General features: G+C 71.0%; 22 protein-coding genes and 1 pseudogene. 9 read left to right on the top strand and 14 right to left on the bottom strand.

Translation table 11 applies throughout. The annotated features are described in order from the left end of the window. Window positions 1-6: 6 nt before the first annotated feature. Window positions 7-2,217, bottom strand: a complete 2,211-nt coding sequence (locus tag ACYVK3_RS11255) for an HNH endonuclease signature motif containing protein (protein WP_460497405.1) — start codon at window positions 2,215-2,217, stop codon at window positions 7-9. Between the two features lie 343 nt (window positions 2,218-2,560). Continuing rightward, complete coding sequence (locus ACYVK3_RS11260) at window positions 2,561-3,244, bottom strand: HAD-IA family hydrolase (RefSeq protein WP_460497406.1); 684 nt, start codon at window positions 3,242-3,244, stop codon at window positions 2,561-2,563. A gap of 105 nt (window positions 3,245-3,349) precedes the next feature. On the opposite strand from ACYVK3_RS11260, the pseudogene ACYVK3_RS11265 reads away from it, so the two are divergent. Both ACYVK3_RS11265 and ACYVK3_RS11270 read left to right on the top strand, forming a co-directional pair. Next, window positions 3,350-3,877: pseudogene (locus tag ACYVK3_RS11265) on the top strand (GNAT family N-acetyltransferase); the annotation flags it as partial. Between the two features lie 25 nt (window positions 3,878-3,902). Further along, window positions 3,903-4,667, top strand: coding sequence for a class I SAM-dependent methyltransferase (locus tag ACYVK3_RS11270; protein ID WP_460497407.1), 765 nt, complete (start codon window positions 3,903-3,905; stop codon window positions 4,665-4,667). A gap of 4 nt (window positions 4,668-4,671) precedes the next feature. Here ACYVK3_RS11270 and ACYVK3_RS11275 read toward each other — a convergent pair whose 3' ends face one another. From ACYVK3_RS11275 to ACYVK3_RS11295, 5 genes are all read right to left on the bottom strand, one after another. After that, the gene (locus ACYVK3_RS11275; RefSeq protein WP_460497408.1) at window positions 4,672-5,352 is read right to left on the bottom strand and encodes a transcriptional regulator; all 681 of its coding nucleotides are present in this window, start codon (window positions 5,350-5,352) and stop codon (window positions 4,672-4,674) included. A 24-nt stretch (window positions 5,353-5,376) separates the two neighbouring features. Continuing rightward, complete coding sequence (locus ACYVK3_RS11280; RefSeq protein WP_460497409.1) at window positions 5,377-6,582, bottom strand: sensor histidine kinase; 1,206 nt, start codon at window positions 6,580-6,582, stop codon at window positions 5,377-5,379. A 10-nt stretch (window positions 6,583-6,592) separates the two neighbouring features. After that, window positions 6,593-7,417 carry an ABC transporter permease subunit gene (locus tag ACYVK3_RS11285; RefSeq protein WP_460497470.1) on the bottom strand — a complete coding sequence of 275 codons (825 nt, stop codon included), beginning with the start codon at window positions 7,415-7,417 and terminating at the stop codon, window positions 6,593-6,595. Beyond that, the gene (locus ACYVK3_RS11290) at window positions 7,417-8,343 is read right to left on the bottom strand and encodes an ABC transporter ATP-binding protein (protein WP_460497410.1); all 927 of its coding nucleotides are present in this window, start codon (window positions 8,341-8,343) and stop codon (window positions 7,417-7,419) included. Before ACYVK3_RS11290 ends, ACYVK3_RS11285 begins: the two co-directional genes overlap by 1 nt. Window positions 8,344-8,448: 105 nt before the next feature. Next, window positions 8,449-9,999 carry a bifunctional 3'-5' exonuclease/DNA polymerase gene (locus ACYVK3_RS11295; RefSeq protein WP_460497411.1) on the bottom strand — a complete coding sequence of 517 codons (1,551 nt, stop codon included), beginning with the start codon at window positions 9,997-9,999 and terminating at the stop codon, window positions 8,449-8,451. Between the two features lie 149 nt (window positions 10,000-10,148). Here ACYVK3_RS11295 and ACYVK3_RS11300 point away from each other — a divergent pair, with 149 nt between their 5' ends. Then, on the top strand, window positions 10,149-10,292 hold the full coding sequence (locus ACYVK3_RS11300; RefSeq protein WP_460497412.1) for a GPGG-motif small membrane protein: 144 nt from the start codon (window positions 10,149-10,151) through the stop codon (window positions 10,290-10,292). Between the two features lie 4 nt (window positions 10,293-10,296). Here ACYVK3_RS11300 and ACYVK3_RS11305 read toward each other — a convergent pair whose 3' ends face one another. The 3 genes from ACYVK3_RS11305 to ACYVK3_RS11315 all read right to left on the bottom strand — a co-directional run bounded on the left by ACYVK3_RS11305 (window position 10,297) and on the right by ACYVK3_RS11315 (window position 13,552). Next, the gene (locus ACYVK3_RS11305; RefSeq protein ID WP_460497413.1) at window positions 10,297-11,349 is read right to left on the bottom strand and encodes a LacI family DNA-binding transcriptional regulator; all 1,053 of its coding nucleotides are present in this window, start codon (window positions 11,347-11,349) and stop codon (window positions 10,297-10,299) included. 136 nt (window positions 11,350-11,485) lie between these two features. Further along, entirely contained in the window at window positions 11,486-12,904 is a 1,419-nt protein-coding gene (locus tag ACYVK3_RS11310) for a carbohydrate-binding protein (RefSeq protein ID WP_460497414.1), read from the bottom strand. A 195-nt stretch (window positions 12,905-13,099) separates the two neighbouring features. Continuing rightward, window positions 13,100-13,552 (bottom strand): hypothetical protein, encoded by a 453-nt coding sequence (locus ACYVK3_RS11315; protein WP_460497415.1) that lies wholly within the window; start codon window positions 13,550-13,552, stop codon window positions 13,100-13,102. A gap of 103 nt (window positions 13,553-13,655) precedes the next feature. Between ACYVK3_RS11315 and ACYVK3_RS11320 the strand changes: the two genes are divergently transcribed. Continuing rightward, window positions 13,656-14,381, top strand: coding sequence for a M50 family metallopeptidase (locus ACYVK3_RS11320; protein WP_460497416.1), 726 nt, complete (start codon window positions 13,656-13,658; stop codon window positions 14,379-14,381). 18 nt (window positions 14,382-14,399) lie between these two features. Here the strand turns inward: ACYVK3_RS11320 and ACYVK3_RS11325 are convergent, their stop codons facing one another. Beyond that, complete coding sequence (locus tag ACYVK3_RS11325) at window positions 14,400-14,792, bottom strand: hypothetical protein (protein ID WP_460497417.1); 393 nt, start codon at window positions 14,790-14,792, stop codon at window positions 14,400-14,402. 80 nt (window positions 14,793-14,872) lie between these two features. Beyond that, window positions 14,873-17,332 carry an ATP-dependent helicase HrpB gene (hrpB, locus tag ACYVK3_RS11330; protein WP_460497418.1) on the bottom strand — a complete coding sequence of 820 codons (2,460 nt, stop codon included), beginning with the start codon at window positions 17,330-17,332 and terminating at the stop codon, window positions 14,873-14,875. A 63-nt stretch (window positions 17,333-17,395) separates the two neighbouring features. On the opposite strand from hrpB, the gene ACYVK3_RS11335 reads away from it, so the two are divergent. Continuing rightward, entirely contained in the window at window positions 17,396-17,902 is a 507-nt protein-coding gene (locus ACYVK3_RS11335; RefSeq protein ID WP_460497419.1) for a COG4315 family predicted lipoprotein, read from the top strand. Window positions 17,903-17,911: 9 nt separating this feature from the next. Here the strand turns inward: ACYVK3_RS11335 and ACYVK3_RS11340 are convergent, their stop codons facing one another. Beyond that, the gene (locus ACYVK3_RS11340; RefSeq protein WP_460497420.1) at window positions 17,912-19,438 is read right to left on the bottom strand and encodes a serine/threonine-protein kinase; all 1,527 of its coding nucleotides are present in this window, start codon (window positions 19,436-19,438) and stop codon (window positions 17,912-17,914) included. 58 nt (window positions 19,439-19,496) lie between these two features. Further along, on the bottom strand, window positions 19,497-19,889 hold the full coding sequence (gene msrB / locus ACYVK3_RS11345) for a peptide-methionine (R)-S-oxide reductase (protein WP_460497421.1): 393 nt from the start codon (window positions 19,887-19,889) through the stop codon (window positions 19,497-19,499). A 61-nt stretch (window positions 19,890-19,950) separates the two neighbouring features. Here msrB and ACYVK3_RS11350 point away from each other — a divergent pair, with 61 nt between their 5' ends. The 4 genes from ACYVK3_RS11350 to ACYVK3_RS11365 all read left to right on the top strand — a co-directional run bounded on the left by ACYVK3_RS11350 (window position 19,951) and on the right by ACYVK3_RS11365 (window position 24,675). Then, on the top strand, window positions 19,951-20,982 hold the full coding sequence (locus tag ACYVK3_RS11350) for a lactonase family protein (RefSeq protein WP_460497422.1): 1,032 nt from the start codon (window positions 19,951-19,953) through the stop codon (window positions 20,980-20,982). 74 nt (window positions 20,983-21,056) lie between these two features. Further along, window positions 21,057-21,671, top strand: coding sequence for a TetR/AcrR family transcriptional regulator (locus ACYVK3_RS11355; RefSeq protein ID WP_460497423.1), 615 nt, complete (start codon window positions 21,057-21,059; stop codon window positions 21,669-21,671). Between the two features lie 120 nt (window positions 21,672-21,791). Continuing rightward, window positions 21,792-24,035, top strand: coding sequence for an MMPL family transporter (locus ACYVK3_RS11360; protein WP_460497424.1), 2,244 nt, complete (start codon window positions 21,792-21,794; stop codon window positions 24,033-24,035). A gap of 61 nt (window positions 24,036-24,096) precedes the next feature. Next, window positions 24,097-24,675, top strand: coding sequence for a DedA family protein (locus ACYVK3_RS11365; RefSeq protein ID WP_460497425.1), 579 nt, complete (start codon window positions 24,097-24,099; stop codon window positions 24,673-24,675). Window positions 24,676-24,685 lie beyond the last annotated feature (10 nt).

Below are 24,685 nucleotides of genomic sequence, written 5' to 3' on the forward strand. Positions count from 1 at the left end.
CCGCCATCACCACCGGGGGAGACGCGCCGGTGATGATGTACGTCGTCGTACACGTGGTTTTGCTGGCCTACGGCATCGCATTGCTGCGCCACCCCCGGGCGTTGTCCGATCCCTCCGGGGAGTCACTGCTTCCACGCAAATCTCGTTCCGGCAGCGACAACGAGATGACTGGAACGATCGGCTAGGACTGTCGGGGTCATGTGGTCCTCGCTCAGTCTTCATACCGCCTGGCGTTGGGGGACTGAGTGCCGGTTGGCGGCACCGAGCAGGATGCGTGCCCAGGTCTGAGTGTGGGGAGACCGGCATTGGCCGCTCATGCGTTGGCGGGAACGGGCGGGAGTGATGGTCGTTCTGCGCTATGGCGGCGACAAAAGCGGTGGCGGGTGGGGTGTGGCTGTTGTTCGTCGCGGGGGCGGTCGGTGGGGCCGTGCCGGGTTGGGTTGGGGGCTGGCTGCGCGGCGGGTATTCGCGTTGCTGGTGGTCCGGTTCGGGGTGTGGGCATGGGGATGTGCTCGAACCGGGTGTCCGGTTTCGAGCTGGCCGTTTATGAGGTGCCTTCCCCGCCACGGCATCCCGCAGCGGGCATATTAAGAAGGGCGGCGGTCCGTAGTCCGGTGCCGGTGCGGCCCCGACCGGTTCGCGAGATCGCTTCGCCTCATTAGACGGTGTGGCAGTCTCGTATCCCTGTCCCGGTTCCGGTTCGTGTGCCGGTGCTGAAGCCGGTTCGGGTTCGGTCTCGGGTCGGGGTGTCGGTGTGGTGAAGCGTGCTCGCAGTTTCGTGCGGGCGGCCTTCGCGGCGGCCATGACCTGCGCGGTCTCGGCCTGCTCAGCGGCGGCTTCGAGGTCGGGTTTGAGTGTCTCGGACCATTCTTCGGGGTACAGGCCGGTGGGGAAGGCGTTCGCGATGTCCTCGGTGAAGTCGGCGTCGAGGTCGGCGTCGGTGCAGTAGTCCGAGCACCCGCACTTGAGGTCGGGGTCGGTGTCCTCGTGCCCGTCGTGGTGGACGATCAACGCTTTGCCGGGTCCGGTTTTGGTGATGGTCCAGCCGGGGGTGTGGAGGCGGCCGTGGTGGAAGCGGCACAGCAGGATCAGGTTCTCAGCGACGGTCGGGCCACCATTTGCCCAGTGGCGGATGTGGTGGGCTTCGGTCCACTGCACCGGTGCGAGGCAGCCGGTCCAGGCGCACCCGCCGGGCTGCTCGAGTTCCAGCTTCCTGCGCAGCGCACTGTTGGGCAGGCGCAGGGCCCGACCCAGTTCGATCGCTTCGCCGGTGCGGTAGTTGAACACGTTGGGGATCACCAGGCCCTCGCAGGCGAGCAGGCGGGCCTTCCCGAGGCTGATCGGGTCGCCTTCCAAGGTGGCGACGCGTCCGGTGTCTTCCCCAGCCAGGGTCTCGATGTCGACTGACAGGTGCAGGATGGCGGTGTGCCCGTGCCGCTTGGCCGCGTTCGGGTCGGCCCCGTGGGCCGCGACCATCTGATGGAAGGCCTCGGCGCGGCGGTTCGCCGCCGGCGGCAGCGACCCGTCCTGGTCGACCTCGTCCTGCCGGGGAGGCGGGACGGCGGTGGTCAGGAGCTTGGCGAACAGCTTCCCGGTGTCCGAAGAGAGCAGCCCGGAGAGGACGAACATGCCGTTCTCGGTCTCCACCAGATCCAAGCGTTGCAACGACTGCTGCCCCAGCCCGTCCAACAGCTCCTCACCCGAGTCGAGCGCGGCCTGAAGTTCGTCTAGCTGGGCGTGCACGTCTTTGACGGTGGCGTGGATGCAGTACTCGGCAATCAAGTGCTCCGGGGTCGCACACAGCGTCTCGGCGTCGAAGGGGGAGGGGACCGGCTCTCGGTAGGGGGTGCGGGCGTACACGCGGAGGGCCTTGGTGGCGTCCAGGCGGCGCACGGCCGCGGCGACCCGGTCAATCCGCGCCTGAGCCGACGTGGCAGTCTCAGCGAGGACGGTGAACTTCCCGGCAGTGCGGGCGATCGCCGCCAGATCGGCAGCCGTGCGCAGGTGGAAGTCGAAGGTCGAGACCAGCCACTCGCGCAGGGCCGAGAAGCCGTCGCAGTCGCGGTGGATATTCCAGGCTTTCGCCTCGATCACCCGGCGCAGGACCTCGGCGTGCACGGAGTTGATCAGGGAAGCGGCCTCATCGAGATCAGTGTGGATGACCTTGGCACGTTCGCTCCGCTCGGTCCTGCTGGGCTTCATGCTCGCTTTGGCCATCTGACACCTCCCTCGGTCATTGAGGTCTCGTACGAACCTGCTGTTTCCGCCGGTTCGTGCTATACCTCTATTCTCCCAGGTCACAAGGCTTCTGTCATCACCCGTTAGGGTGGGAAAACACTCACGTTTCCGCCGCCCGGGGCCATGAGAAGCCTTGCCGCACAAGAGAAACCGGACACCACACGGCCCGCCCGCGAAACGGCCAGCGCCCACACCCCACTGGCACGCCCGCGAACCCAACCTCCACAAAGCACTGACCTCTTCGTCGCCGACGCCTTTAGCGCAGCGCCACCATCAGCTCACACCACTTCCGCCCGCGCCCCAAGTTCCATTGCCGGGCTCCTCAGGCGATACCGAGGCGGACGGTCATTGCCGTCCCACTCCCTCCACGGCTTCCGGCGCCGTCCCCGGTCACCCGGACCGCCCGCATGTCCGCGATGCGCGGCAGCCCCTCCGCCGCCGGCCCTTCATGGCCGCCGACGACCACGGTCGCCGCTCCGCTTGCGCGCGCCGCCAGCAGCCCGGCCTCGGCGTCCTCGAACACCACGGCCGCTCCCGCGTCGGCGCCCAGCGCCTCCGCCGCCATCCGGTAACCCTGCGGGCTCGGCTTGCCCTCGGTCACATCATCGGCCGCGACCAGCACCCGCGGCTGCGGCAGCCCCGCCACGGCCAAGCGCTTCACCGTCAGCGCGCGCGTGGCCGACGTGACCACCGCCCACCGGGCCGGATCCAGCGAGTTCAGCAGCACGCCCGATCCCGGCACCTCGGTGATGCCCTCGGTCCGGTCGATCTCCTCGGACTCGATCCTGGCCGCCTCCGCCTCCACGTCCATGCCCGGCGTCGCGAACATGCCGACGACCTCCACGGTCGGGCGGCCGTGCGCCACGGCCAGGATCGCCTCGGCCTGGAGCCCGTGGCGATCGGCGAAGTGGTTCCAGGCCCGCTCCACCGACACGGTCGAGTCGACGATCGTCCCGTCCATGTCGAACAACAGCACCTCGGCGGACAACTCGACCGCAGCATTCATGTGCAACACCTGACCTTTCGAGTCGCCACGCTACCAAGCCCAGGTGAACGAGACGATCGCCAATTGCGCTTGTCCGCAACGGCCGCTTCGTTTAGCGTCGGAGTCATGCCGGAACTCATCGCACCCACCGAACGCCTCGCCACGTCCCTGGCCGAGGCGATCGACGAGTTCGTCGCGGAAGGGCGGGGCGGTCCCGACGACAACTCGCTCACCGGCTACATGATCAGCAAGTTCGTCCGGGGCGCCCGCGGCTCCGAATGGGTGCCCGCCTACCTCGCCGAGGAGCGCCGCTGGCTCTCCGACCCGCCACCGGGCTTGGTCCCCATGACCATGCTGTGGTGGGCCGAGGGCGAGACCTTCCTGGGCCGCATCTCCATCCGCCACCGGCTCAACAAGCGCTTGTTCGAGGTCGGCGGGCACATCGGATACGACATCCGCCCCTCGGCCCGCCGCCAGGGCCACGCCACCGCGATGCTCGCCGCCGCCCTGCCGCACGCCGCCGCGCTCGGCATCGACAAGGCCCTCATCACCTGCGACTTCGACAACATCGGCTCGCGCAAGGTCATCCAGCGCAACGGCGGTGTCTACGAGGACCAGCGCGGCAAGAAACTCCGCTACTGGGTCCCGACCAGTCCCGACAGAGTCGGAGAAGCACCCCATGCTCGAACCAGTCGATTACGACAAGACCCAGCACGCCGGATACTCGCGAGGCCGCGCCCTGCTGCCGGTCAGCCGCGACAACTGGCTGCGCGCCTTCCGCGAGCTCGCCGGGCCCGGCCCGATCGCGACCGTCGCCGACGTCGGCTCGGGCACCGGGCGCTTCACGCCCGTGCTGGCCGACGGCTTCGATGCCGAGGTCGTCGGTGTCGAGCCCGCGACGCGGATGCGCGAGATCGCCCGCCGGGAGGCCGCGCACCCGCGCGTGACCTACACGGAGGGCTCGGCCGCCGACGTCCCCATGGACGACGGCGCGGCCGACCTGGCGCTCATGTTCCTGGTCTGGCACCACGTGCCCGACAAGCCGGCCGCCGCCGCCGAACTCGCCCGCGTCCTGCGGCCGGGCGCGCGCCTGCTCATGGCCACGACGCTGTCCGACCGGCTCAAGGACCTGCTGCTGTACCGGTACTTCCCGCGCACCGTCGAGATCGACTCGCACCTGTTCCCGACGCGCGCCGAGACCGCCGCGCTCTTCGCCGATGCCGGATTCGAGGAGTCCGGCCTCATCGAGGTCCACCACCGCTCGGCGAACAGCCTCGCCGACTACGTCGAGCGGCAGCGGATGCGGGCGCTGTCGGTCTACGAGCACCTGAGCGACGAGGAGTACGAGGCCGGGCTCGCCGCCATGGAGGCCGACGCGGCCGCCGAGACCGAGCCGCGGCCCGTCGAGGCCGAATGCGACCTGCTCGCCTTCACGCGCCGCTGACCGCTCACGAGTGGTTGTTGTCCGGCGCGACCAGGCCGGCGTTGTAGGCGAAGATGACCGCCTGCACCCGGTCGCGGGCGCCGATCTTCGCGAGGATGCGCCCCACGTGCGTCTTCACCGTCGACTCGGCCAAGTGGAACCGCTCGGCGATCTCGGTGTTGTTCCAGCCCCGCCCGATCGCGGTGAGCACCTCCCGCTCGCGCTCGGTCAGCGCCTCCAACCGGTCCGAGGACATCGCGCCGTCGTCCTCGCCGTCGACGGGGAACTGGTCGGCGAACCGGTCGAGCAGGCGCCGGGTCAGCTTCGGCGCCACCACCGCGTCGCCGGCGGCCACCACCCGGATCCCCGACAGGAGGTCTTCGGGCTGGGCGTCCTTGATCAGGAAGCCGCTGGCGCCCGCACGCAGCGCCGCGTAGGCGTACTCGTCGAGATCGAACGTGGTCAGCACCAGCACTCTGCTGCGCCCGCCGGAGGCGATGATCCGCTTGGTCGCCTGGATCCCGTCCATCCCAGGCATGCGCACGTCCATGAGCACCACGTCCGGGCCCAGTTCGGCGGTCTTGCGAACCGCGTCGGCGCCGTTGTCGGCCTCCCCGAGCACGGTCAGGTCGGGCTGGCTCTCGAGGAGCATGCGAAAGCCCATCCGTTGCAGGGCATGGTCATCCACGATGAGCAGTGTCGTCACGGGCGGTCCTTCTCGGCGAAGCGGTCAATTGGACTTGTCCTCGGGCATCCACATGGCCACGCGCCATCCTCCGATGGGCTGCGGGCCGGCTTCCATTGTGCCGCCGAAGGCCGCGGCCCGCCGGCTCAGGCCCATCAGGCCCCGCTGCGTCCCGGCGTCTTCGACGATCGCCCCGGTGTTGGTGACGACGACGCTGAGCCCGTCGTCGCGGTAGTCGAGCACCACCTGGGCCCGGCGCGGACCGGTGGCATGTTTGAGCACATTGGTCAGTGCCTCCTGGACGGTCCGGTAGACCGCCAGCTGCTGGTTCTCCGACAGCTCCCACGGATCGCCGATGATCTTGAACGTCACCGGCAGCCCGGCCTCACGCACCCGCTCCACCAGGGGCGCCAGCTCGGACATGCCCGGCTGCGGCGCCATCTCGGCCACCTCGCCGTTCTCGTCGGACTGGAGGACCGACAGGACCCGACGCAGCTCGCTCAGCGCCTGGCGGCTGGTCGCCCCGATCGCCGTCAGCGCCTCCTTCGCCCGCTCTGGGGAGGCGGTCGCTGCGTACGCGCCGCCGTCGGCCAGCGCGTTGATCACCGCCAGGTTGTGCCCGATGATGTCGTGCATCTCCCGGGCGATCCGCGCCCGCTCCTCCTGCACGGCCTCGGTCGCCGCCAGGTGTCTCGTGGAGTCCTGGTAGTTCCGTCTCGTCCGCACCAGCAGCGCCACCACGGCGACGAACCCGAAGACCAGCGCGGACTCGACGAAGTAGCCGAGGAAGCTCACGACCGTGCCGGTGGGGGAGTTCAGCGCGAAGTCGATGACCGTGGGCACCAGTGCGATGAGGGCCGCCCACCAGAGCATCACCAGGCGGCTGCGCAGCACGAGGTTGTACAGGGCGAGGAGGAACGCGATCCCCGATGCCGAGTCGACGATGCCGTTGCCGCCGTCAGCACCGACGAGTCCGTAGGCGTAGCTGAACGTCAGCGGCGCCAACTGGCTTGCCAGCACCGCGAACGGGTACCGCCGCCGCCACACGAGCGGGACCATGAACGCCGCGGCCATCACCAGCTGCAGCCACGGGTGGCGCAGCGCCATCGGACTGAAAACGAGCGCCGGGGTGAGGATCAGGACGTACACCAGGATCGGCGTCAGATTCCAAAGCAGCGGATGCCGGGAGTCGAACTCCGACATCCGCTGCCACAGGCCCCGTTTGGGCGAGACGGTCACGGTTTGGGCCACGACCGCATTCTCACACGTCCCGGCGCTTGAGGAGCACGGCCGCCAGACCGAACGAGACGACCATCCACACGCCCATCCACAGCCACGACTCGCCGGGCGACAGGGTCGCGCCGGCGGTGTCGTTCATCGTGAGCGTGTTCGACACGTTCCCCGGCGTGTACGGAGCGAGGTCGGCCACCCACGCCCATGGCAGTTGCGCCATGAGCATCGGCAGGACCATGATCACGCCGACGTAGAAGCTGATCGCCCCGGCGGAGTTGCGCAGGATCGCGCCCACCGCCAGGCCCAGCAGCCCCAGGTACACGATGGTCGCCACGTAACCGGACATGATGCGGAACACGCCCGGGTCGCTCAGGCTCACGCCGCCGAGGACGGTGCCGTCCAACTGCATCTGAGTGACGAAGAAGGTCGCCGCGACCAGCGCTCCGTAGATCGCGAGGACGATCGCGCCGAACACGGCGGCCTTGGCCCACAGCACGGGGGTGCGGCGCGGGGAGGCGGCCATGGTCGATCGGACGGACCCGGTCGTGTACTCGCCCGAGATGAACAGCACGCCGAGCACGGCGATGAACACCGCGCTCAGGCCGAAGCCGAACAGGACGTCCAGCGCCGAACTCGCGGCGCGCAAGTCGGCGCCCGAGGCGCCGCTCATCTCGTAGCCCACGGCGACGCCGATGCCGGCCCCGAACAGCGCGGCGCAGATCAGCACGATCCAGCTCGAGCGCAGCGACCAGAACTTGGTCCACTCCGAGCGCAGCAGGCCGGTCCCGCTGAGCTTGTACTGCTGCGGCGGCGTGTAGACGGCCGGGCCGTCGTTCATGACTGCGGTGGTCATCACGCGGCCACCCCTTCCTTGGTCTGGGTCTGCTGGTATTCGACGGCGTCGGCCGTGAGCTCCATGAACGCGTCCTCCAGCGAGCCGCGCTCGGTGTGCAGCTCGTGCAGCACGATCCCGTGGGCGGCGGCCGTGGTGCCGACCGCGGCGGCCTCGGTGCCCTCGATCTCCAGCACGCCGCTCCGCGGGCAGGCGATGCTGATGCCGGGCCCCTGGAGGCGCTCGGCCAGGGCCGCGGCGTCGGGCGAGACGACGCGGACGCGCCCGGCGCCGCGGCCGTTGACGAAGTCCTCGACGGTGGTGTGGGCCAAGAGCCGGCCCTGGCCGATGACCACGAGGTGTTCGGCGGTCTGGGACAGCTCGCTCATGAGGTGCGAGGACAGGAACACCGTCCGGCCCTCGGCGGCCAGGCGCTTGAGCAGCTCCCGGATCCAGCGGACTCCGTCAGGGTCGAGGCCGTTGACCGGCTCGTCGAGGATGAGCACGGCCGGGTCGCCCAGGAGCGCGACGGCGATGCCGAGGCGCTGGCCCATGCCGAGGCTGAATCCGCCGACGCGCTTGCCGGCGACGTCGGACAGGCCGACGATGTCGATGACCTCGGTGACGCGGCGCTTGGGGATGCCGTGGGTCTGGGCCAGGGCGAGCAGGTGCTTGTGGGCGGTTCGCCCGGCGTGCACGGACTTGGCCTCCAGCAGTGCGCCGACCTCGGTCAGCGGGGAGCGGAACTGCGAGTAGTGCTTGCCGTTGACGCGGGCGACTCCCGCGGTCGGGGCGTCGAGCCCGACGATGGCGCGCATCGTCGTCGACTTGCCCGAGCCGTTCGGGCCGAGGAAGCCGGTCACCGCGCCCGGTTCGACGGTGAAGCTGAGGTCGTCCACGGCGGTCTTCTTGCCGTAGCGCTTGGTGAGGTGCTCGATTTCGATCATGTCCACGACGCTACGGCCGCCGGGGCCCGCTTCCATCGGGCTCGGGCCTGAACTTCCCTCGCTCCGTTGGTACCGCGGTACTACGACCGGCGTCGCCCAGGCTCGTCACTTCGCCGCGGCGTAGCTCTCCACGGCCTTCGGGCGCAGCGGGATGCGCACCGGCAGGTCACCGAACAGGGTGCGGGTGGCCTCGTGGGCGGACGCCTCGATCGCCTCGCGCACCGCCGGGGCGTGCTCGGCCGGGCAGTGCACCATGACCTCGTCGTGCAGGTAGAACACCAGCTCCCCGAGGCCGCCCTCGTGGAGCTTGCGGCGCAGCAGCGCGAGCACGACCAGTGCCCATTCGGCCGCGGTCCCCTGCACGATGAAGTTGCGCGTGAACCGGCCCCTGCCGCGCGCGACCTGCGTCCCCTCCTCGGAGTTGAGCCGCGACCACCAGTCGGCGCTGGGCGCCGGGACGGTGCGGCCCAGCCAGGTGCGGACGATGCCGCCCTTCTCGCCGGTGCGCGCGGCCTGTTCGACGCGGTCGAACGCGGCGGGGAAGCGCTCGCGCATGAGCGTCACCAGCGCCGCCGCATCGCCGGCCGTGCCGCCGTACATCGCCGAGATGAGGGCGATCTTCGCCTTGGAGCGTTCGCCGCCGAGGTCGGGGGCGAGCTCGGTGTACACGTCGTCGGCGGCGGTGGCCGCGATCATGCCCTCGTCGCCGCTGATGGCCGCGAGCAGGCGCGGTTCGAGCTGCGCGGCGTCGGCGACGACGAGCTTCCAGCCCGGCTCGGGCCGGATCGCCTCCCGGACGGCGTGGGGGAGTTGCAGCGCGCCGCCGCCGTCGGTGCCCCATCGGCCGGTGTCGGCGCCGCCGACGGTGTACACGGGCTTGAAGCGCCCGTCACCGACCCAGTCGTCGGCCCAGTTCCACCCGAACGTCGTCCACACGCGGGCGTGCTCGCGGTAGGTCTTGAGCGCGTCCACGGCGGGGTGATCGACCTTGGCCAGCTCCCAGTGGTGGGTGGTCTTGACGTCCAGGCCGGCGGCGTGGAAGGCGGCGAGGACCTGCTTGGTGGAGTCGGGGTTGAGCTGGTGCCCGAACGCCTCGACGACCTTGTCGGCCAGTGCCTGGAGCTTGCGTGGCCGCATGCCCTTGGCGGGGCGCGGGCCCAGCAGCTCGCGCAGGAGCCGGTCGTGGACTTCGACGTCGAAGGGGACCCCGGCCCGGCTCATCTCGGCGGCGACCAGGCCGCCGGCCGATTCGGCGGCCAGGAGCGTGGCGAGTCCGGCGATGCCGATCGCGCGCAGGCGTCGCTGCTGGTCGAGCCAGTCGGCCTGGAGTTTCGTGAGCAGTGACGGGCCGTCGACCGGCCCGGGCTCCCGCTCGAAGAGGGTGCCCGCGTCCGGGTCCGATTCGACGACGAACGCCGGCGGCTCGCGGCCCTCGGCCCGTGAGAGGATCCGCTCGGACAGCCGCAGGTCGCGGCACCGGTCGAGCCGCGCTCCGGCCTCCAGGAGCGCGGGATACTGCCGCGAGGCGTCGGCCAGGACCCACCGGGGAGCCGATTTGGCCTCGATCGCGGCCACGGCCGCGGCGAGGTCCCCGTGGTACGACACGGGCCCGCCGGGCAGGGGCATCGTCCACCCCTCGGCTCCTCTACCGGGCACGATTCCGACCGTCACCGTTCAAGCCAAGCACGGACCACCGACATCGCGCTGCGTATACGCGGACGGACCCTGTGTGGCAGTTTCGGATCGAATCGCGAGAGATGGATGTGGACATACATATTCCCGCCGCAGACGGGTAACCGGCGCTCATGGCACTTATTTTGTGGATACTGGCGGTCATCCTGGTCGTCTACGGCATTTACGTCATCTTCCGCGGTCGAGTGATGCTGGGCATCCTCTTCATCATCGTCGGCCTGCTCGTAGGACCGGGTGGCGTCAGCGTCTTCACCTGACCGATCAAGCGGAGTCGCGCAATACCAGTTCGGTGGGGAGGATCGTCGTCGATGCGACGTCCTCCCCGTCCAGTAGGCGCAGCATGTGCCGCGCGAGCGTCCGGCCGATCTCCGTGATCGGCTGGCGCACCGTCGTGAGCGGGGGTTCGCAGTACGACGCCAGCGCGATGTCGTCGAAGCCGACGACCGCGACGTCGTCGGGCACGCCGCGCCCCGCCTCGCGCAGCGCGCCGAGCGCGCCGTGCGCCATGAGGTCGGAGGCGACGAACACGGCGTCGAGATCGGGCTCATCGTCCAGCAGCCGGCGCATCGCCGCGCTCCCCGAGGGTTCGGTGAAGTCGCCGACGGCGACGATCGCGCGATGCCCGGATGCCTCCAGCGCCTGCCGGTAGCCCTCCAGTCGGGCCCGGCCGGCCGACATGTCCTGCGGTCCCGCGATGGTCGCGATCGTGCCACGGCCCTGGGCGATGAGGTGGCCGACCGCCGCCCGTACCCCGCCGATGTGGTCGACGTCGATGCACGGGGCCGAAGCGTGCGGCAGCGAGCCGTTGCAGACCACCGGGACGCCGCGCCGGAGCATGAGCTCGGGCAGCGGGTCGGCGTCGTGCAACGAGGCGAACATGACGCCGTCGACGTGGCCGCCGACGGCGTACCGCTCCACGCGGGAGCGCCCGTCCCGGGAGCCGGTCGTCATGAGGACCAGGAGTTTCCCGGCGGCGTCGAGTTCCGTCGCCACGCCGCGGATGACGCTGGGGAAGAACTGGTCGTCGGAGAAGACCCGCGTGGGCGACTCGGGCACGATGAGCGCGATCGAATCGGTCCGGTGCGTCACGAGGCTGCGCGCGGCGGCGTGCGGGACGTAGCCCATCTCGTCCGCGGCCGACTCGACCGCCTTGCGCAGGTGGGGTGCGACGCTCGTCTGGCCGTTGACGACTCGGGAGACCGTGGCCCGGGAGACGCCCGCCCGCTCGGCCACTTCCTCGAGCGTGGGGCGGCGACGGTCGCGCTGCGGCTTGCGGGCCGCCGATTCGCCCGGTTCGGATTCCGTCTGTCGCATCGCTCCGCCTTCCGCCCTTCGTCTCGGCCCTCGATCGCAGCTTGCATGATCCCACCGGCCGCGGGCGCGGCCATCGCAGAGGGTGCGATGGCCGCGACCGCGGCGCGTAAGGGGCTGGCTTATTTCGTCCGGGCTCCTAGCGCCGGAACTGGAATTGGTCGACGGAGGCGAACGGGTTCGGTTGCCCGGACGTGAAGGTCAGGTAGACGTCGTGGACGCCGGTCACGGACGAGACATTGCCGGGCACGTCCCGCCAGGCCTCCCAGCCGCCGGTGTTCGCGAGGGCGAACGATCCGATCGGGGTGGCGCTCGCCGAGTCGATGCGGACCTCGATCAGCCCGCTGACGCCGTCCGCCGCGCCCGAGGCGACGCGGGCGACGAAGTCGAGCGGCGGGCTCGATCCGAAGTCGACGTCGTCGAAGCGGACCCATTCGCCGTCGCCGACCGGCCCGACGGCCGAGTTCTGGACGCTCACGCCCGAGGAGCCGTCGAAGGAGGCGGCCTCGATGGGCGCGTAGGCGTCGTGGCCCTGGCCGGGCTCGCCGGGGTCGGTGGTGGTCGGGTCGGGGTCCGGACCGGGTCCGGAGCCGCCGCGGGTGAAGACGCGGACGTAGTCGACGAGCATCGAGTGGCCCGGCTCGGTGGCCGCGACCGGCGTGGCGTGGCCCGCGAGCGCGTCGGGGAAGGCCCCGCCGATGGCGAGGTTGAGCAGGATGAAGTATCCGGCGTGGTCGGTCATCTGGCGCCAGGTGTCGGCGGGCAGATCGGCCTCGCTGATCGAATGGAACTGCGCGCCGTCGGCGTACCACCGCAGCTCGCCGGTCGAGCCGGAGTCGTCCCATTCGAACGCGTAGGTGTGGTAGCCGCTATGGCAGCTGCCGCCGCAGTCGGTGGCGCCGCCGATGCCGTTGAACTCGTTGCACGGGCCGCCCGGTGCGGTGCCGCAGTGGAGCACGCCGTGGACCTCGTCGAGCCCGTTGACGTTCTCCATGATGTCGTATTCGCCGATGCCGGGCCAGTTCCAGTAGTCGCCGCGGAACGGCGAGCCGAGCGCCCAGAACGCGGGCCAGTAGCCCAGGGCCTGTTCGCCCGTGACGTCGGGCAGGCGCAGGCGCCCTTCGATGCGCATCGTGCCCCCTTCGGGGGCGCGGAAGTCGGTCCGCTGGGTCTCGATGCGCGCGGAGGTCCAGTTGCCGCCGCCGTCCCGCAGGGCGGTGATGGCGAGGTTGCCGTTGCCGTCGAGCGAGACGTTCGCCGGGTCGTCGGTGTGGTAGGCGATCTCGCCGGTGCCCCAGTTGTCGGGGCCGCCGGGGTAGGCGTGTCCGATGTTGAAGCGCCAGTTGTCCGAGGACGGCAGTTGACCCGCCGCGCCGTCGAACTCGTCGGACCAGACCATGTTCCAGTCCTGGGCGGCCTGCGGGGGCGTGTCGGCGTTGGCGTTGGCGATGGTGACGCCGCCCGCGGCGACCGCGGCGGCGGCCGCGATGGCGGCGAGGCGGACGAGCGGTCTGCGCCGCTTCGGTCGATGGGGGTCGGAGGTCTGAACGGAGGTCATGACGGCTCCCTTGTTGGCGAGGCCGGCGAGCCACGGATGGGCTGTGCCGATGGGTGGAGCGAGCGCTCGCTACGGTGACTCGATGGTCGGAGTGCCTACGAGAGAGCGCTCTCTCAATGCGGTACGAGTCCGTTCTACCCCATAAAATCCATACATGTCAATACCCTGGGCCCGATTGCCGCCCCGGCCCGCGGATCAGCGCTCCGAGTCGTCGGCCTCCGGATGGTGCCGGGGGCGCTCCTTGCTGTGCTCCCGCAGCTCGTCCAGGCGGTTGCGGCGCTCGGTCCGCAGCAGGTCCAACCGCTGCTGGCGAGCCCGGCGCTCCTCGGGCGACTCCGTGCCGCCGAGCAGCTGCTTCTCCAGCGACTCCACGTGCTCGGCATGGGCGGCGGCGTTGATCGCCCGCACGTCCTGGTAGGTGTCGCGCAGCGACTCCATCCGGTGCAGGGCGTCGTGGCACTGGGCCAGGAGCATCTCGATGTCGGCGTTCTCGGCGGTCGTGGCGTTCATGCGACGGGCCTCCAGCCAGGCGATGCCCTCACGGAGCTTCTCGCGGGCCTTGAGATTGTGCAAGGCCAGTTCCTCGACGATCTGGTCGGTGAGCTCGAGGAAATTCAGATGCGGATCCGGGCGGTCTTCGGTGCCCATGGGGGCTGTCCTTCCGTGTCGAGGAAGTGCCGTCACCTCTACCATACGGGCGAGCGTTCGGTATTCTTCACCGCGCGTCCCGCCCCCCGAGAACCGAGGCCCCGTGGAAACCATCGAGATCGTCACCGACCGCCTGACCCAGACTCAGGAGGCGCCGCCCGTCGGCGTCATGCTGGCGTGCCTGGCCGCCGCGGCCGCGATGGTCCTGTACACCCCCGCCTGGCGCTGGAGCCGCGGGCTGGTCACCATCGCCCACGAGGGCGGCCACGCGCTCATGGCCGTGCTCATGCGCCGCCGCCTCACCGGCATCCGCCTCCACGCCGACACCTCCGGGCTCACCTTCTCCCGCGGCAAGCCCACCGGCTTCGGTGCCGCCATGACCCTCCAGGCCGGCTACATCGCGCCCGCCGCTCTGGGCCTGGGAGCGGCGGCCCTGACCGGCGCGGGCTACATCGTCGCGCTGCTGTGGATCACCCTGGTGCTCCTGGCGGTCATGCTCGTCTTCATCCGCAACTGGTACGGCGCGCTGGCACTGCTCGCGGTCGGCGCGGGCGTGTTCGCGGCTACCTGGTACGGCAACGCGATCGTCCAGACCGTCGCCGGCTATCTGGGCGCCTGGCTGCTCCTCATCGGCGCGGTCAAGCCGGTGCTCGAACTCGCGTCGCGACGCCGGCGGGGACGGAGCTCGGGCGCCTCGGACGCCGACCAGCTCGCCGGGATCACCCCGCTGCCCGCGGGGGCGTGGATCGTCTTCTTCGCGCTGCTCACCATCGCCGCCGCGGCCGGGGGCACCTGGATGCTGCTGCCCGTCGAGGCATGGGTCTCCTAGTGCCGAGGCCCCCGGTGGTCACCAGGTGAACAGCCAGATGACGACGGCGATGCCGATCAGGACGGCCAGCGCGCCGATCAGCGCGCCGGCGAGGGCGACGCCGAAGTTGGTGGCCTGACCGCGCCTGGCCCGTGCGATGCCCACCGAGCCGAGGACGATCGCGACGACGCCCCCGATCCAGCCCAGGACGCCGATGCCGGGGATCCACGACACCGCGGCGCAAGGGATGCCGAGCGACAGCGCGGCGGTGCCCATGCCGTTGGCCGTCCGGGGAGGCGGCGGGGGACCGGCATTGACGTACACCGGGTACGGATACCCGTACGGCGCCTGAGCGGGAGGAGGCGGCGGAGGCGGGCCCGCGGCGGACCCGTGCGGCGGCTCGTGCGGTGAATCGGACCGGGCGTCGTTCATGTCCACGTGGCTCCATCCGTACGTGTCGATCTTGACGGAGGGTCTCCGGTTGGGGCGCCGGCATACTCGGGCACGGCGCCTCAGCGAAGGTGCCGCTTCGTCTTCGCGGTGGGCGGCACCGAGTACGGGTCCTCGGGCCACGGGTGCTTCGGGTAGCGGCCCCGCATCTCCTTGCGCACCTGCTGGTACGGGCCCTCCCAGAAGGACTTGAGGTCGGCGGTCACCGCCAGCGTCCGTCCGGCGGGGCTGAGCAGGTGCAGCCGGACCGGCACCCCGGCGATCCGGGGCGTGTCGGTGGCGCCGAACATCTCCTGGAGCTTGACGGCCAGCACGGGGGCCTCTCCGGAGTAGTCGACGCGGGCCTCGCGGCCGCTCGCGACCGGCAGCGTCTCCGGAGCGGTCTCATCGATGCCGGCCTGCCACGGCAGCAGGTTCCGCAGCGCCCGGCCGACCGGGATCGCCTCCACATCGGCGCGCTTGCGGGCCCGCGACCACCACGGCTCGAGCCAGTCGGTGCCGGCCAGGAGTGCCTCATCGCTCACGTCGGTCCACGGCTCACCGAGGTGCCGGTGGCAGAACGCCATCCGCTGCCGCAGGCGCTCGGTCTCCTCAGACCAGCGCAGCAGCCCCAGTCCTTCGGCGTTGAGCCCCTCGGCCAGGGCCGCGCTCACGAGCACCGGATCGGGCCGCCGCAGCGGCTTCGACGACACCTCGATCGCGCCGAGGGCGCGCACCTCGCGGGCGACCACGTCGCGCCGCTCGGCGTCCCACGCCACTCGTTCCTCGAGGTCGTCACCGACGAGTTCGCAGGCCAGCTCGCCGTCGATCGGCACGGCGGCGCGGACGATGGCCGCGGCGCGGCCGGGGGAGCGGTCGGCGTCGGCGATGGCGAGCCATTCGCCGCCCGCCAGGGCGGAGCCCTCGGCGGTGACCGCACCGGTCCCGGCGACCGTCCGCCACTGGCCGCCGCCGCGCCTGGCGACCCGCTCGGGGAACGCGAGCGCGACCACGGTGGCGGCGGCCTCGTCGTCGCTCGATCGCCGCTCCACCTTGGGGGCGCTCGCGCTGAGCCTGCGGACTTCGCCGAGCCACTGGCGGTCGCGGCTCGATCGCAGCCGCCGCCACTGGGCGATGAGGTCGTCTCCCTTCCCGCGGCGGTCGAGCCCGAGCAGTGCGGCCACCTCCACGGCCTTCGCGGTGCCGACGCGCTCGGCGCCGTCGATGAGGGCCCGGGCCAGGCGCGGGTGCAGGCCGATCGTCGCGAGCGCGCGGCCCCGGTCGGTCGCCGCTCCGGCCGCGTCGATCGCGCCGAGCGAGGTGAGGGTGGCCTCCGCGGCCTCGAGCGCACCGGCCGGAGGCTGGGCCGGGAGCGGGAGCTCGGCGACCGGCGTGCCCCAGCACGCCGCCTGGAGCGCGAAAGCGGTCAGGTCCGAGGAGGCGACGTCGGGGGCCGGCTGCGCGGAGCGGCGTGCGTGTTCGGCCTCGCTCCAGCAGCGCCAGACGGCGCCGGGGGCCTCGCGGCCGGCGCGTCCGGCCCGCTGCTCGCACGAGGCCCGCGACGCCGCGACCGTGGTCAGGCCGGGCAGCCCCCGCGAGTGATCGACGACCGGCCGCCGCGCCAGGCCGGCGTCGACGACGATCCGCACGCCGGGGACGGTGAGGCTCGACTCGGCGATGTCGGTCGACAGCACCACTCGGCGCCGCTCCGGGTCGTGCCGCATCGCATGGTCCTGCTCGGCCGACGACACCGATCCGTGCAATTGATATATATCGACATCAAGGTATTCGAGGTGTTCGGCGACCCGACGGATCTCGCCGGCGCCGGGAAGAAAACAGAGCACGTCGCCCGCGTCGGCCTCCAGCGCCCGATCGACCACCTGAGCGACGTGCGCGAGGAATCTGCGGTCGACCCGCAGCCCGTCGGGCGGATCGATCCGGCCTCTCGGCGGGGCCCATCGCATCTCGACGGGATGGCGCATCGGGGCGGACTCGATGACCGGGGCACCGTCGAGCAGCCGGGCCCACAGCGCGGTGTCGGCGGTCGCCGAGGCGGCCACGAGCGCCAGCTCCGGCCGCAGGACCTGGCGCGTCTCGATGAGGAACGCGCAGGCGGTGTCGGTCTCCAGGTGCCGCTCGTGGCATTCGTCGAGCATCACCGCGTCGACGCCCGGAAGTTCGGGATCGGCCAGCAGGCGATTGAGGAGCACGCCGGTCGTCACGACCTCGACGCGCGTCGCCGCCGACCGGCGCGATTCACCCCGGATCCGGTAGCCGACGCGCCCGCCGACCCGTTCGCCGAGGATCGCGGCCATCCGGTTCGCGGCGGCGCGCGTCGCCAGTCGCCGCGGCTCGGCCACGAGCACCCGCCGGGCGGGTGCCGCCCCGTCCAGGAGTCCGGCGAGCGCCAGCGGGGCCAGCGTGGTCTTGCCGGTGCCCGGGGGAGCGGCGAGGACCGCCGCCCCGGCGGACTCGACGGCGCGCAGCAGCGCGGGAAGGGATTCGCGGATCGGCAGCTCGGGAAGGACGGGCATGCGGACCATTGTCGCCCAGGCGCCGCGCGTGTCGGCGGGACCGCCGCCCCGAGCGGATATAGCGTCACGAATATGCGGACCACATCGACCCGACGCGGCGCCCGCGCCGCCACCGTACTGCTCACGGCCTCGCTGGCGCTGGCCGGCTGCGGCGACTCGGACTCCGGCTCCGATCCCGGCTCGGGCTACGGCGCGCCCGAGACCGACACCGAGGCCCCGGCGGGGGCCGCGCTCGCCCTCTCGGACACCTCGCTCGGGCCGGTGCTCGCCGACGCGGACGGCATGACGCTCTATCTGTTCACCGCGGACGAGGGCGGGACGCCGACCTGCTACGACGACTGCGCGGCCGCGTGGCCGCCGTTGCTCACCGACGGAGAGGTCGCGGTCGGCGAGGACCTCGACGAGTCCCTGGCCGGTTCGGTCGCACGCGAGGACGGCACCATGCAGGTGACGTACAACAGCCATCCGCTGTACTACTGGGCGGCGGACACCGAGCCCGGCGACGTGGACGGCCAGGGCGTCAACGACCTGTGGTACGTCGTCGACGCCGAAGGGAACGCCGTCATCGAGGCGCGGTGACGGCGACTCCTAGACGCCGCAGCCGTTCTCGGGATCGTCCATGTACGAGAGGACGATCGGCGTGTCCGGCGTGTACTCCGGTCCGGCCGGCGGGCTCTGTCCGGTCACCAGGCAGTACTCGGTGACCGAATCGTCCGGCGTCTGCGGTTCGTGCCGAACGTTCGTGAAGCCCTCGTCGCCGAGGAGGGCCACAGCATCGGCGATGGGCTCGCCGGTCGTGTCCGGCAGCGCGAGGAGCTTGGTCTCGGTCTCGGCGGCCGCGGTGGTGGTCTCCTCGGTGTTCTGCTGGGGCTCCTGGTCGGAGTCCTCCTCTTCGGCATCGCTGTCGTCCTGTTCGGACTCCTCGGCCTCGGTGGTCTCCTCGGCGGCGGCGGACTCGACCGCCGACGCGGCGCCGTCGCTCGGGTCCCCCTCGCCCGCTTCGGGCGCGTCCCCCCCGGTCCACGGCCGCCAGAGCATCACGGCGACCACGATCACGAGCACGCCGGCCAGCGTGACGAGGACCGGGACGGCCTTGCTGCGCTCGGGCTCCTCGAAGTCGCGCGGCGGCGGCAGGTCGCCGCCGCGCGGGGTCGTGCCGTGGTCCATCGCTCCCGTGCGCGGCTGCACGGTGGTGTGCGCGGCGGCGATGCCGGGAGCCATGCCCTGCGTCATCGGCCTGGTCATCGGCGAGGTGCCCGGTGGAGGCGAGGCGAGGATCGCGGTCGTGCCCGTTCCGGGGCGGCCGGTGCGGCAGGCCTGCGCGAGCTCGCCGGCCGAGCCGTACCGCTGCCGCGGGTCCTTGGCCAGGCAGCGCATCACGATCTGCGAGACCGGTGCCGGCACGTCGGGCGGCAGCGGCGCGGGTTGACCGGTCATATGCGCGGTGATGACCGCGGCCGGGTCGTTGCCCGGGAAGGGCGTGCGGCCCGACAGGCACTCGTAGGCGACGATCCCGAGCGAGTAGAGGTCGGTCGCGCCGGTCAGGTCGCCGCCGCCGAGCTGCTCGGGCGAGGCGTACGAGAGCGTCCCCATGACGGTGCCGGTCTCGGTGAGCCCGGCCTGGCCCTTCGCCGAGGCGATCCCGAAGTCGACGATCTTGACCGTGCCCTCCTCGTTCACGAGCAGGTTCGCCGGCTTGACGTCGCGGTGGATGATGTGCGCCCGGTGGGCGACCTCGAGGGCCTCGGCGGCGGTGGCGATGATCTTCATCGTCTCGGCCGGCGACAGGCGCCCCCGCTGGTGGATGAGGGCGGCCAGGGACTGGCCCTGGACGAGCTCCATGATCAGGTACGAGACGAGCCCCTCGGGGCTGTGCTCTTCGCCGTAGTCGTAGAGCGCGACGATGCCGGGGGACTGGAGGGCCGCGACGGCCTGCGCCTCCTGGTGGAACCGGGCGCGGAAGCGGTCGTTGCCGGACAGCCCGGCGTGGAGGAGTTTGACGGCCACGGCGCGGTTGAGGCGCGTGTCGGTGCCCCGCCACACCTCGCCCATGCCTCCGGCGGCGAGTCGGTCGTCAAGGCGGTACCGGCCCGCGATCAGTGTCCCGAGTTGCACCTCGGCCCTCTCTTCGGCTTTGTGGGAAGGGTCAGAGGTGAGCTTAGTCGCCGCCCGTTCAGCCCCGGTCGTCCGGTTCGAGCGTCAGGCTGACGGAGTTGATGCAGAACCGGGCGTCCTCGGGGTTGTCCCAGCCCTCGCCGTAGAAGACGTGGCCCAGGTGCGAGCCGCAGTTGGCGCAGCGCACCTCGGTGCGGGCCATGCCGAGCGAGCGATCCTCCAGCAGTTCGACGTTGCCGCCGGCGAGCGGGGTCCAGAAGGAGGGCCAGCCGCAGCGGGAGTCGAACTTGGTCTCGGAGGAGAACAGCTCGGCGCCGCAGGCCCGGCACCGGTAGACGCCCTTGCGTTTCTCGTCGACGTACTCGCCGGTCCAGGGGGCCTCGGTGCCGCCCTCGCGGAGCACTCGGTACTCGGCCTCGGTCAGCTTCTCGCGCCACTTGTCCTCGGTCATGCGATCGAGTCTATGCCGACGTGGCAGCGGGAGCCCGCGCCCGACCATTAAGATCGGCGGAATGCTGCATCTCCTTGGCGATTACACGACCGAAGGCGGCCCCGGACTGGTCGTCGCCGGCCCCGACGGGCTCGGCAAAGCGGCGCAGGCGGTCAACCCCTCATGGGTGGCCACCGGCGGCCCGGAAGGCACGGTCTACACCGTCACCGAGACCGAGCCTGGCTTCGTCGCGGCCTGGCGGATCGGGCTCACCTCCCAGCCCGAGGAGATCGGCACCGCCCAGGCCACCGGCGGCGCGAACCCGTGCCACGCCGCCGTGCACCCCTCGGGCGAGTGGCTGCTGGTCGCCAACTACGGCGACGGGACCGGCGGCGGCTCGGTCGCGGTCCTGCCGATCGGCCCCGACGGCTCGCTGGACGCGCCCTCCCATGTGTTCGCGCTCGTCGGCTCGGGACCGGACCTGGACCGCCAATCGGGCCCCCACGCCCACCAGATCGCCTTCCGCTCGGGCCGCGTCCTCGTGGTCGACCTCGGCTCGGACCGCGTCCACGCCTTCGCGCTCGACGAGCGCGGCGAGCTCGAGCAGCTAGGCTCGACCGTCTTCGATCCCGGCTTCGGCCCCCGCCACCTGGCCTTCGTCGGCGACCGCGCGCTCATCGCCGGGGAGCTGGCCAACGCCGTCGTCGTCGGCGCCTTCGACGAGTCCTCCTCGACGTTCACGCTCGGCCCGAGCCTGCCCCTGCCTGGGACCGAGCCGGCCGATCTCGCGGCGCTGCCGGACATCGGCCTGCCCGAAGACGTCCCGCGTCCCTTCCCCGGCGCGGTCGTTCCCGACCCCGAACGCGGCATGTTCTACGTCACGGTCCGCGGCACCGACCAGGTCGCCGTCATCGATCCGGACGGCCCCTCGCTTGTGCGCTCGGTGCCGGCCGGAGCCTCCTGGCCGCGGGACGCCGTGCTCACCGCCGACGGGAAACTGCTGGTGGCGTGCCAGTACGGCGGCGTGGTCACACGCGTCGACCCCGCCGGCCACGAAGCCGCGAGCACCGTCTGGGAATGCCCCGGCGTCGCTTGCGTGACGCCACTCGCCTAGTGAACTTGCGCCGCCTGCAAAATTTCCCCGACGGAATCTTGTAAACGGTGACAACGGCGGATAGCGTTGCGGCCATGACCGATCAGGCCGGGCTCCGCGAGCGAAAGAAGGCCGCCACCAAAGCGGCCCTCAGCGCCGCGACCCTCCACCTCGCCTTGCAAAAGGGCGGGATCGACGCGGTCAGCCCCGACGACATCGCCGCCGAGGCGGGCGTGTCCACCCGTACCTTCCACAACTACTTCTCCAACAAGGAAGCCGCGCTCCTCCACGACTTCGACCAGCGGGCGCAGCGGTTCACCGAGGAGCTGCGCGAACGCGTGCGAAGCCAAGGCGTCTGGGACGCGCTGCGCGACGCCGCCATCAGCCTGGAGACCGACAAGGACTGCGACGTCCGGATGCTGCAATGCCGCGAAGAGCTCCTCAAGAGCTCGCCGTCGCTGATCAGCCATCAGGCGGGCCAGTTCGTCGAGCTGTTCACCGAACTCGGCGACATCGTCGCCGAAGCCACCGGCACCGAACCCGGCGACATGTATCCCCGGCTGGTGCTCGGCGCCGCGCTGGTCGCGATCAAGGTCGCCAACGAGCACTGGATCACCCACCCCGAGGAGGAAACGCTTCCCGAGGCCATCACCCAGGCCTTCGCGACTCTCGAATCCGGGATCGCAAGGCCGCCGACCACATCTCAATAGCCGCTATACCAGGAAACCCGCCGCCGAAGCCGTCGGCGAAGAACACCGCTCACCCGGCCCCGCCGCCACACCCGACACCAGGCGGGACCGGGTACTCGACCACGAATGGAGCACCCGCCTGTGGCCACCTTCCTCTACCGTCTGGGCAGAGGATCATACAGACTGCGATGGCTCGTCCTCGCGCTCTGGATCCTCGTCGTCGGCGGTGTCGTCGCCGCCGCCGCGACACTCCAACAGGAGACCAACCCCGAATTCAGCCTCCCCGGCACCGAATCGCAGGAGGCCTTCGACCTCCTGGAAGACCGCTTCCCCGAGCAGAACGCCGACGGCGCCACGGCGCAGGTCGTCTTCGCCTCCGAGGACGGCGAGCCCCTCACCGACGAAGCCAACGCCGCCGTCATCACCGAGGCGGTCGAGGCGATGCGCGCATCGCCTGAGGTCTCCAGTGTGACCGGCCCGTTCGACACCGACCCCGAGGGCAACCCGATCGGCATGATCGCGCCCGAGGGGCAGGACATCGCCGTCCTCCAGGTCACCTACGCCGAACCGTCGATGGAACTCGAGACCGAGACCGTCGACTACCTCGAACAGACCGTGGAGGACGCCCGCGACGCCGGGCTGACCGTCGAGGTCGGCGGCGACGTGCTCCAGGAGTTCCCCGTCGGCGGGCTCACCGAGCTCATCGGCATCGGCGTGGCCCTGCTGGTCCTCATCGTCACCTTCGGCGCGCTGCTGGCGGCCGGACTGCCGATCGTCACGGCGGTCCTGGGCGTCATGCTCACAACCGCCGGCATCCTGGCGGCCACGTCCTTCATGGACGTCTCCGAGGACACCGGCACCCTCGCGACCATGATCGGCCTCGCGGTCGGCATCGACTACGCGCTGTTCATCCTCTCGCGCTACCGCAACGAACTCGCCGCGGACGGACGCGTCGAGGACAGGACGGCCCGCGCCGACGCGATGGGACGCGCGGTCGGCACCGCCGGATCGGCGGTCTTCTTCGCCGGCCTGACGGTGATCGTCGCGCTGCTGGGCCTGTCGGTCGTGAACATTCCGTTCCTGACCGAGATGGCCGTCGCCGCCGGCGTCACCGTCCTCATCGCCGTGGTCATCGCGGTGACCCTCCTGCCGGCCCTGGCCGGCTTCACCGGCAAGCGGGTATTCACCCGCCGCCAGCGGGCCCGCATCGCCGAAGGCCGCCACGACGAGAAGCCGAACGGGGGGCGCCGCTGGGGCGGCTTCGTCACCCGCCACCCGATCCTGGTGGGCCTGGTCGGCATCATCGGTCTGGGCACGGTCGCCATCCCCGCCTCCGACCTCGAGCTCGGCATGCCCGACGCCGGGTCGTTCTCCGAGGACAACACCGCGCGGCGCGCCTACGACCTGGTCAGCGAGGGCTTCGGCCCCGGCTTCAACGGCCAGCTGTTCATCGTCGGCGACCTCACCGAAGGCGCCGACCCCATCGCCGCCGCGCAGAACGTCACCGACGAGCTGCACGCGGTCGACGGCATCGCCGTGGTCGGCCAGGCGTTCCCGAACGAGGCCGGCGACACCGTGCTGGTGACCGTGATCCCGGAGACCTCGCCGGCCGACGAGACCACCAACGACCTCGTCCACGAGATCCGCGACGTCCTCGCCGGCAGCGACGACGCCGACTGGGCGGTCACCGGTTCGACCGCGATCAACATCGACATCTCCGACAGCCTCAACGACGCGCTGGTGCCGTACATGCTCGTCGTTGTCGGCCTGGCGACGCTGATCCTGCTGCTGGTGTTCCGCTCGATCATGGTGCCGATCACCGCGACGCTCGGGTTCGTCCTCAGCGTCTTCGCGTCGCTCGGCGCGCTCGTGGCGGTGTTCCAGTGGGGCTGGATGGGCGATCTGTTCGGCGTCGAACAACCCGGCCCGATCATGTCGATGATGCCGATCATCATGATCGGCCTCGTGTTCGGCCTCGCGATGGACTACCAGATCTTCCTGTTCACGCGGGTCCGCGAGGCCTTCGTCCACGGCGACACGCCGAAGCAGGCGATCCAGGACGGGTACGCCCACTCCTCGCGGGTGGTCGTGGCCGCCGCGCTCATCATGATCAGCGTTTTCGCCGCGTTCATCTTCAGCGGCGAGGTCTTCATCGCGGCGATGGGCTTCGGCCTCGCCGCGGCGGTGGCCTTCGACGCCTTCGTGGTGCGCATGGCGATCATTCCGGCGGTCATGGCCCTGCTCGGCCGCGGCGGCTGGTGGATCCCCAAGTGGCTGGACCGGATCGTGCCGAACGTCGACGTCGAAGGCGAGAAGCTGCAGCAGCACCTCGCCGAGACCAATGCCGACGAGCGGCGCGAGCTCGTCGGCGCCTCGACGAAGTAGTGAAACGGGGCGGGGCCGAGAGCGGCCCCGCCCCGTCCTTCCAAGTGAATACGAGAAGCACTTGAGTATTAGCCTGCCGATCGTGGCCCTGCTGCTGGTGGCTCTGGTCATCGCCGATTTCTTCGTGCCGATGGTCCCGAGCGCCACCACGATCGCGACCATCGCCGGCTTCCTGGTCGGCGACACGCTCCTGATCGCGAGCCTCATCGCCTGGGCCGCGTTCGCCTCCTGGCTGGGCGACGTGCTCGGCTACCGGGCACTGCGCTACACCCGAGGACGCATGAAGCGGCCGATCTTCGGCTCGGCCCGCATCACCCTCCTGGAGATCAGACTGCGCGGCACGCTCCGGCGCCACCCGCGCTGGACCACCGTCGTCGCCCGCTTCCTGCCGGCCGGCAGGACCGCCCTGGCCTGGGCCGCTGTCGCCACACCGGGCTACGCGCACAGCCGCATGGCGCTCATCGCCGGAGCCGCCTGGGCGAGCTACATGGTCGGCGTCGGCCTCCTCATCGGATGGATCTTCGGTGCCGGGCTCCTCTCCGCCGCCACCACCATCACCTCCATCGCCGCCCTGACCATCGTCCTCGGATGGTTCTTCAGGCGAGCGCCGATCGAGCCGGTCGAACCGGTCGAACCTTGAAGGGCGGCCC

This window comes from Glycomyces tarimensis (genome assembly GCF_054776215.1).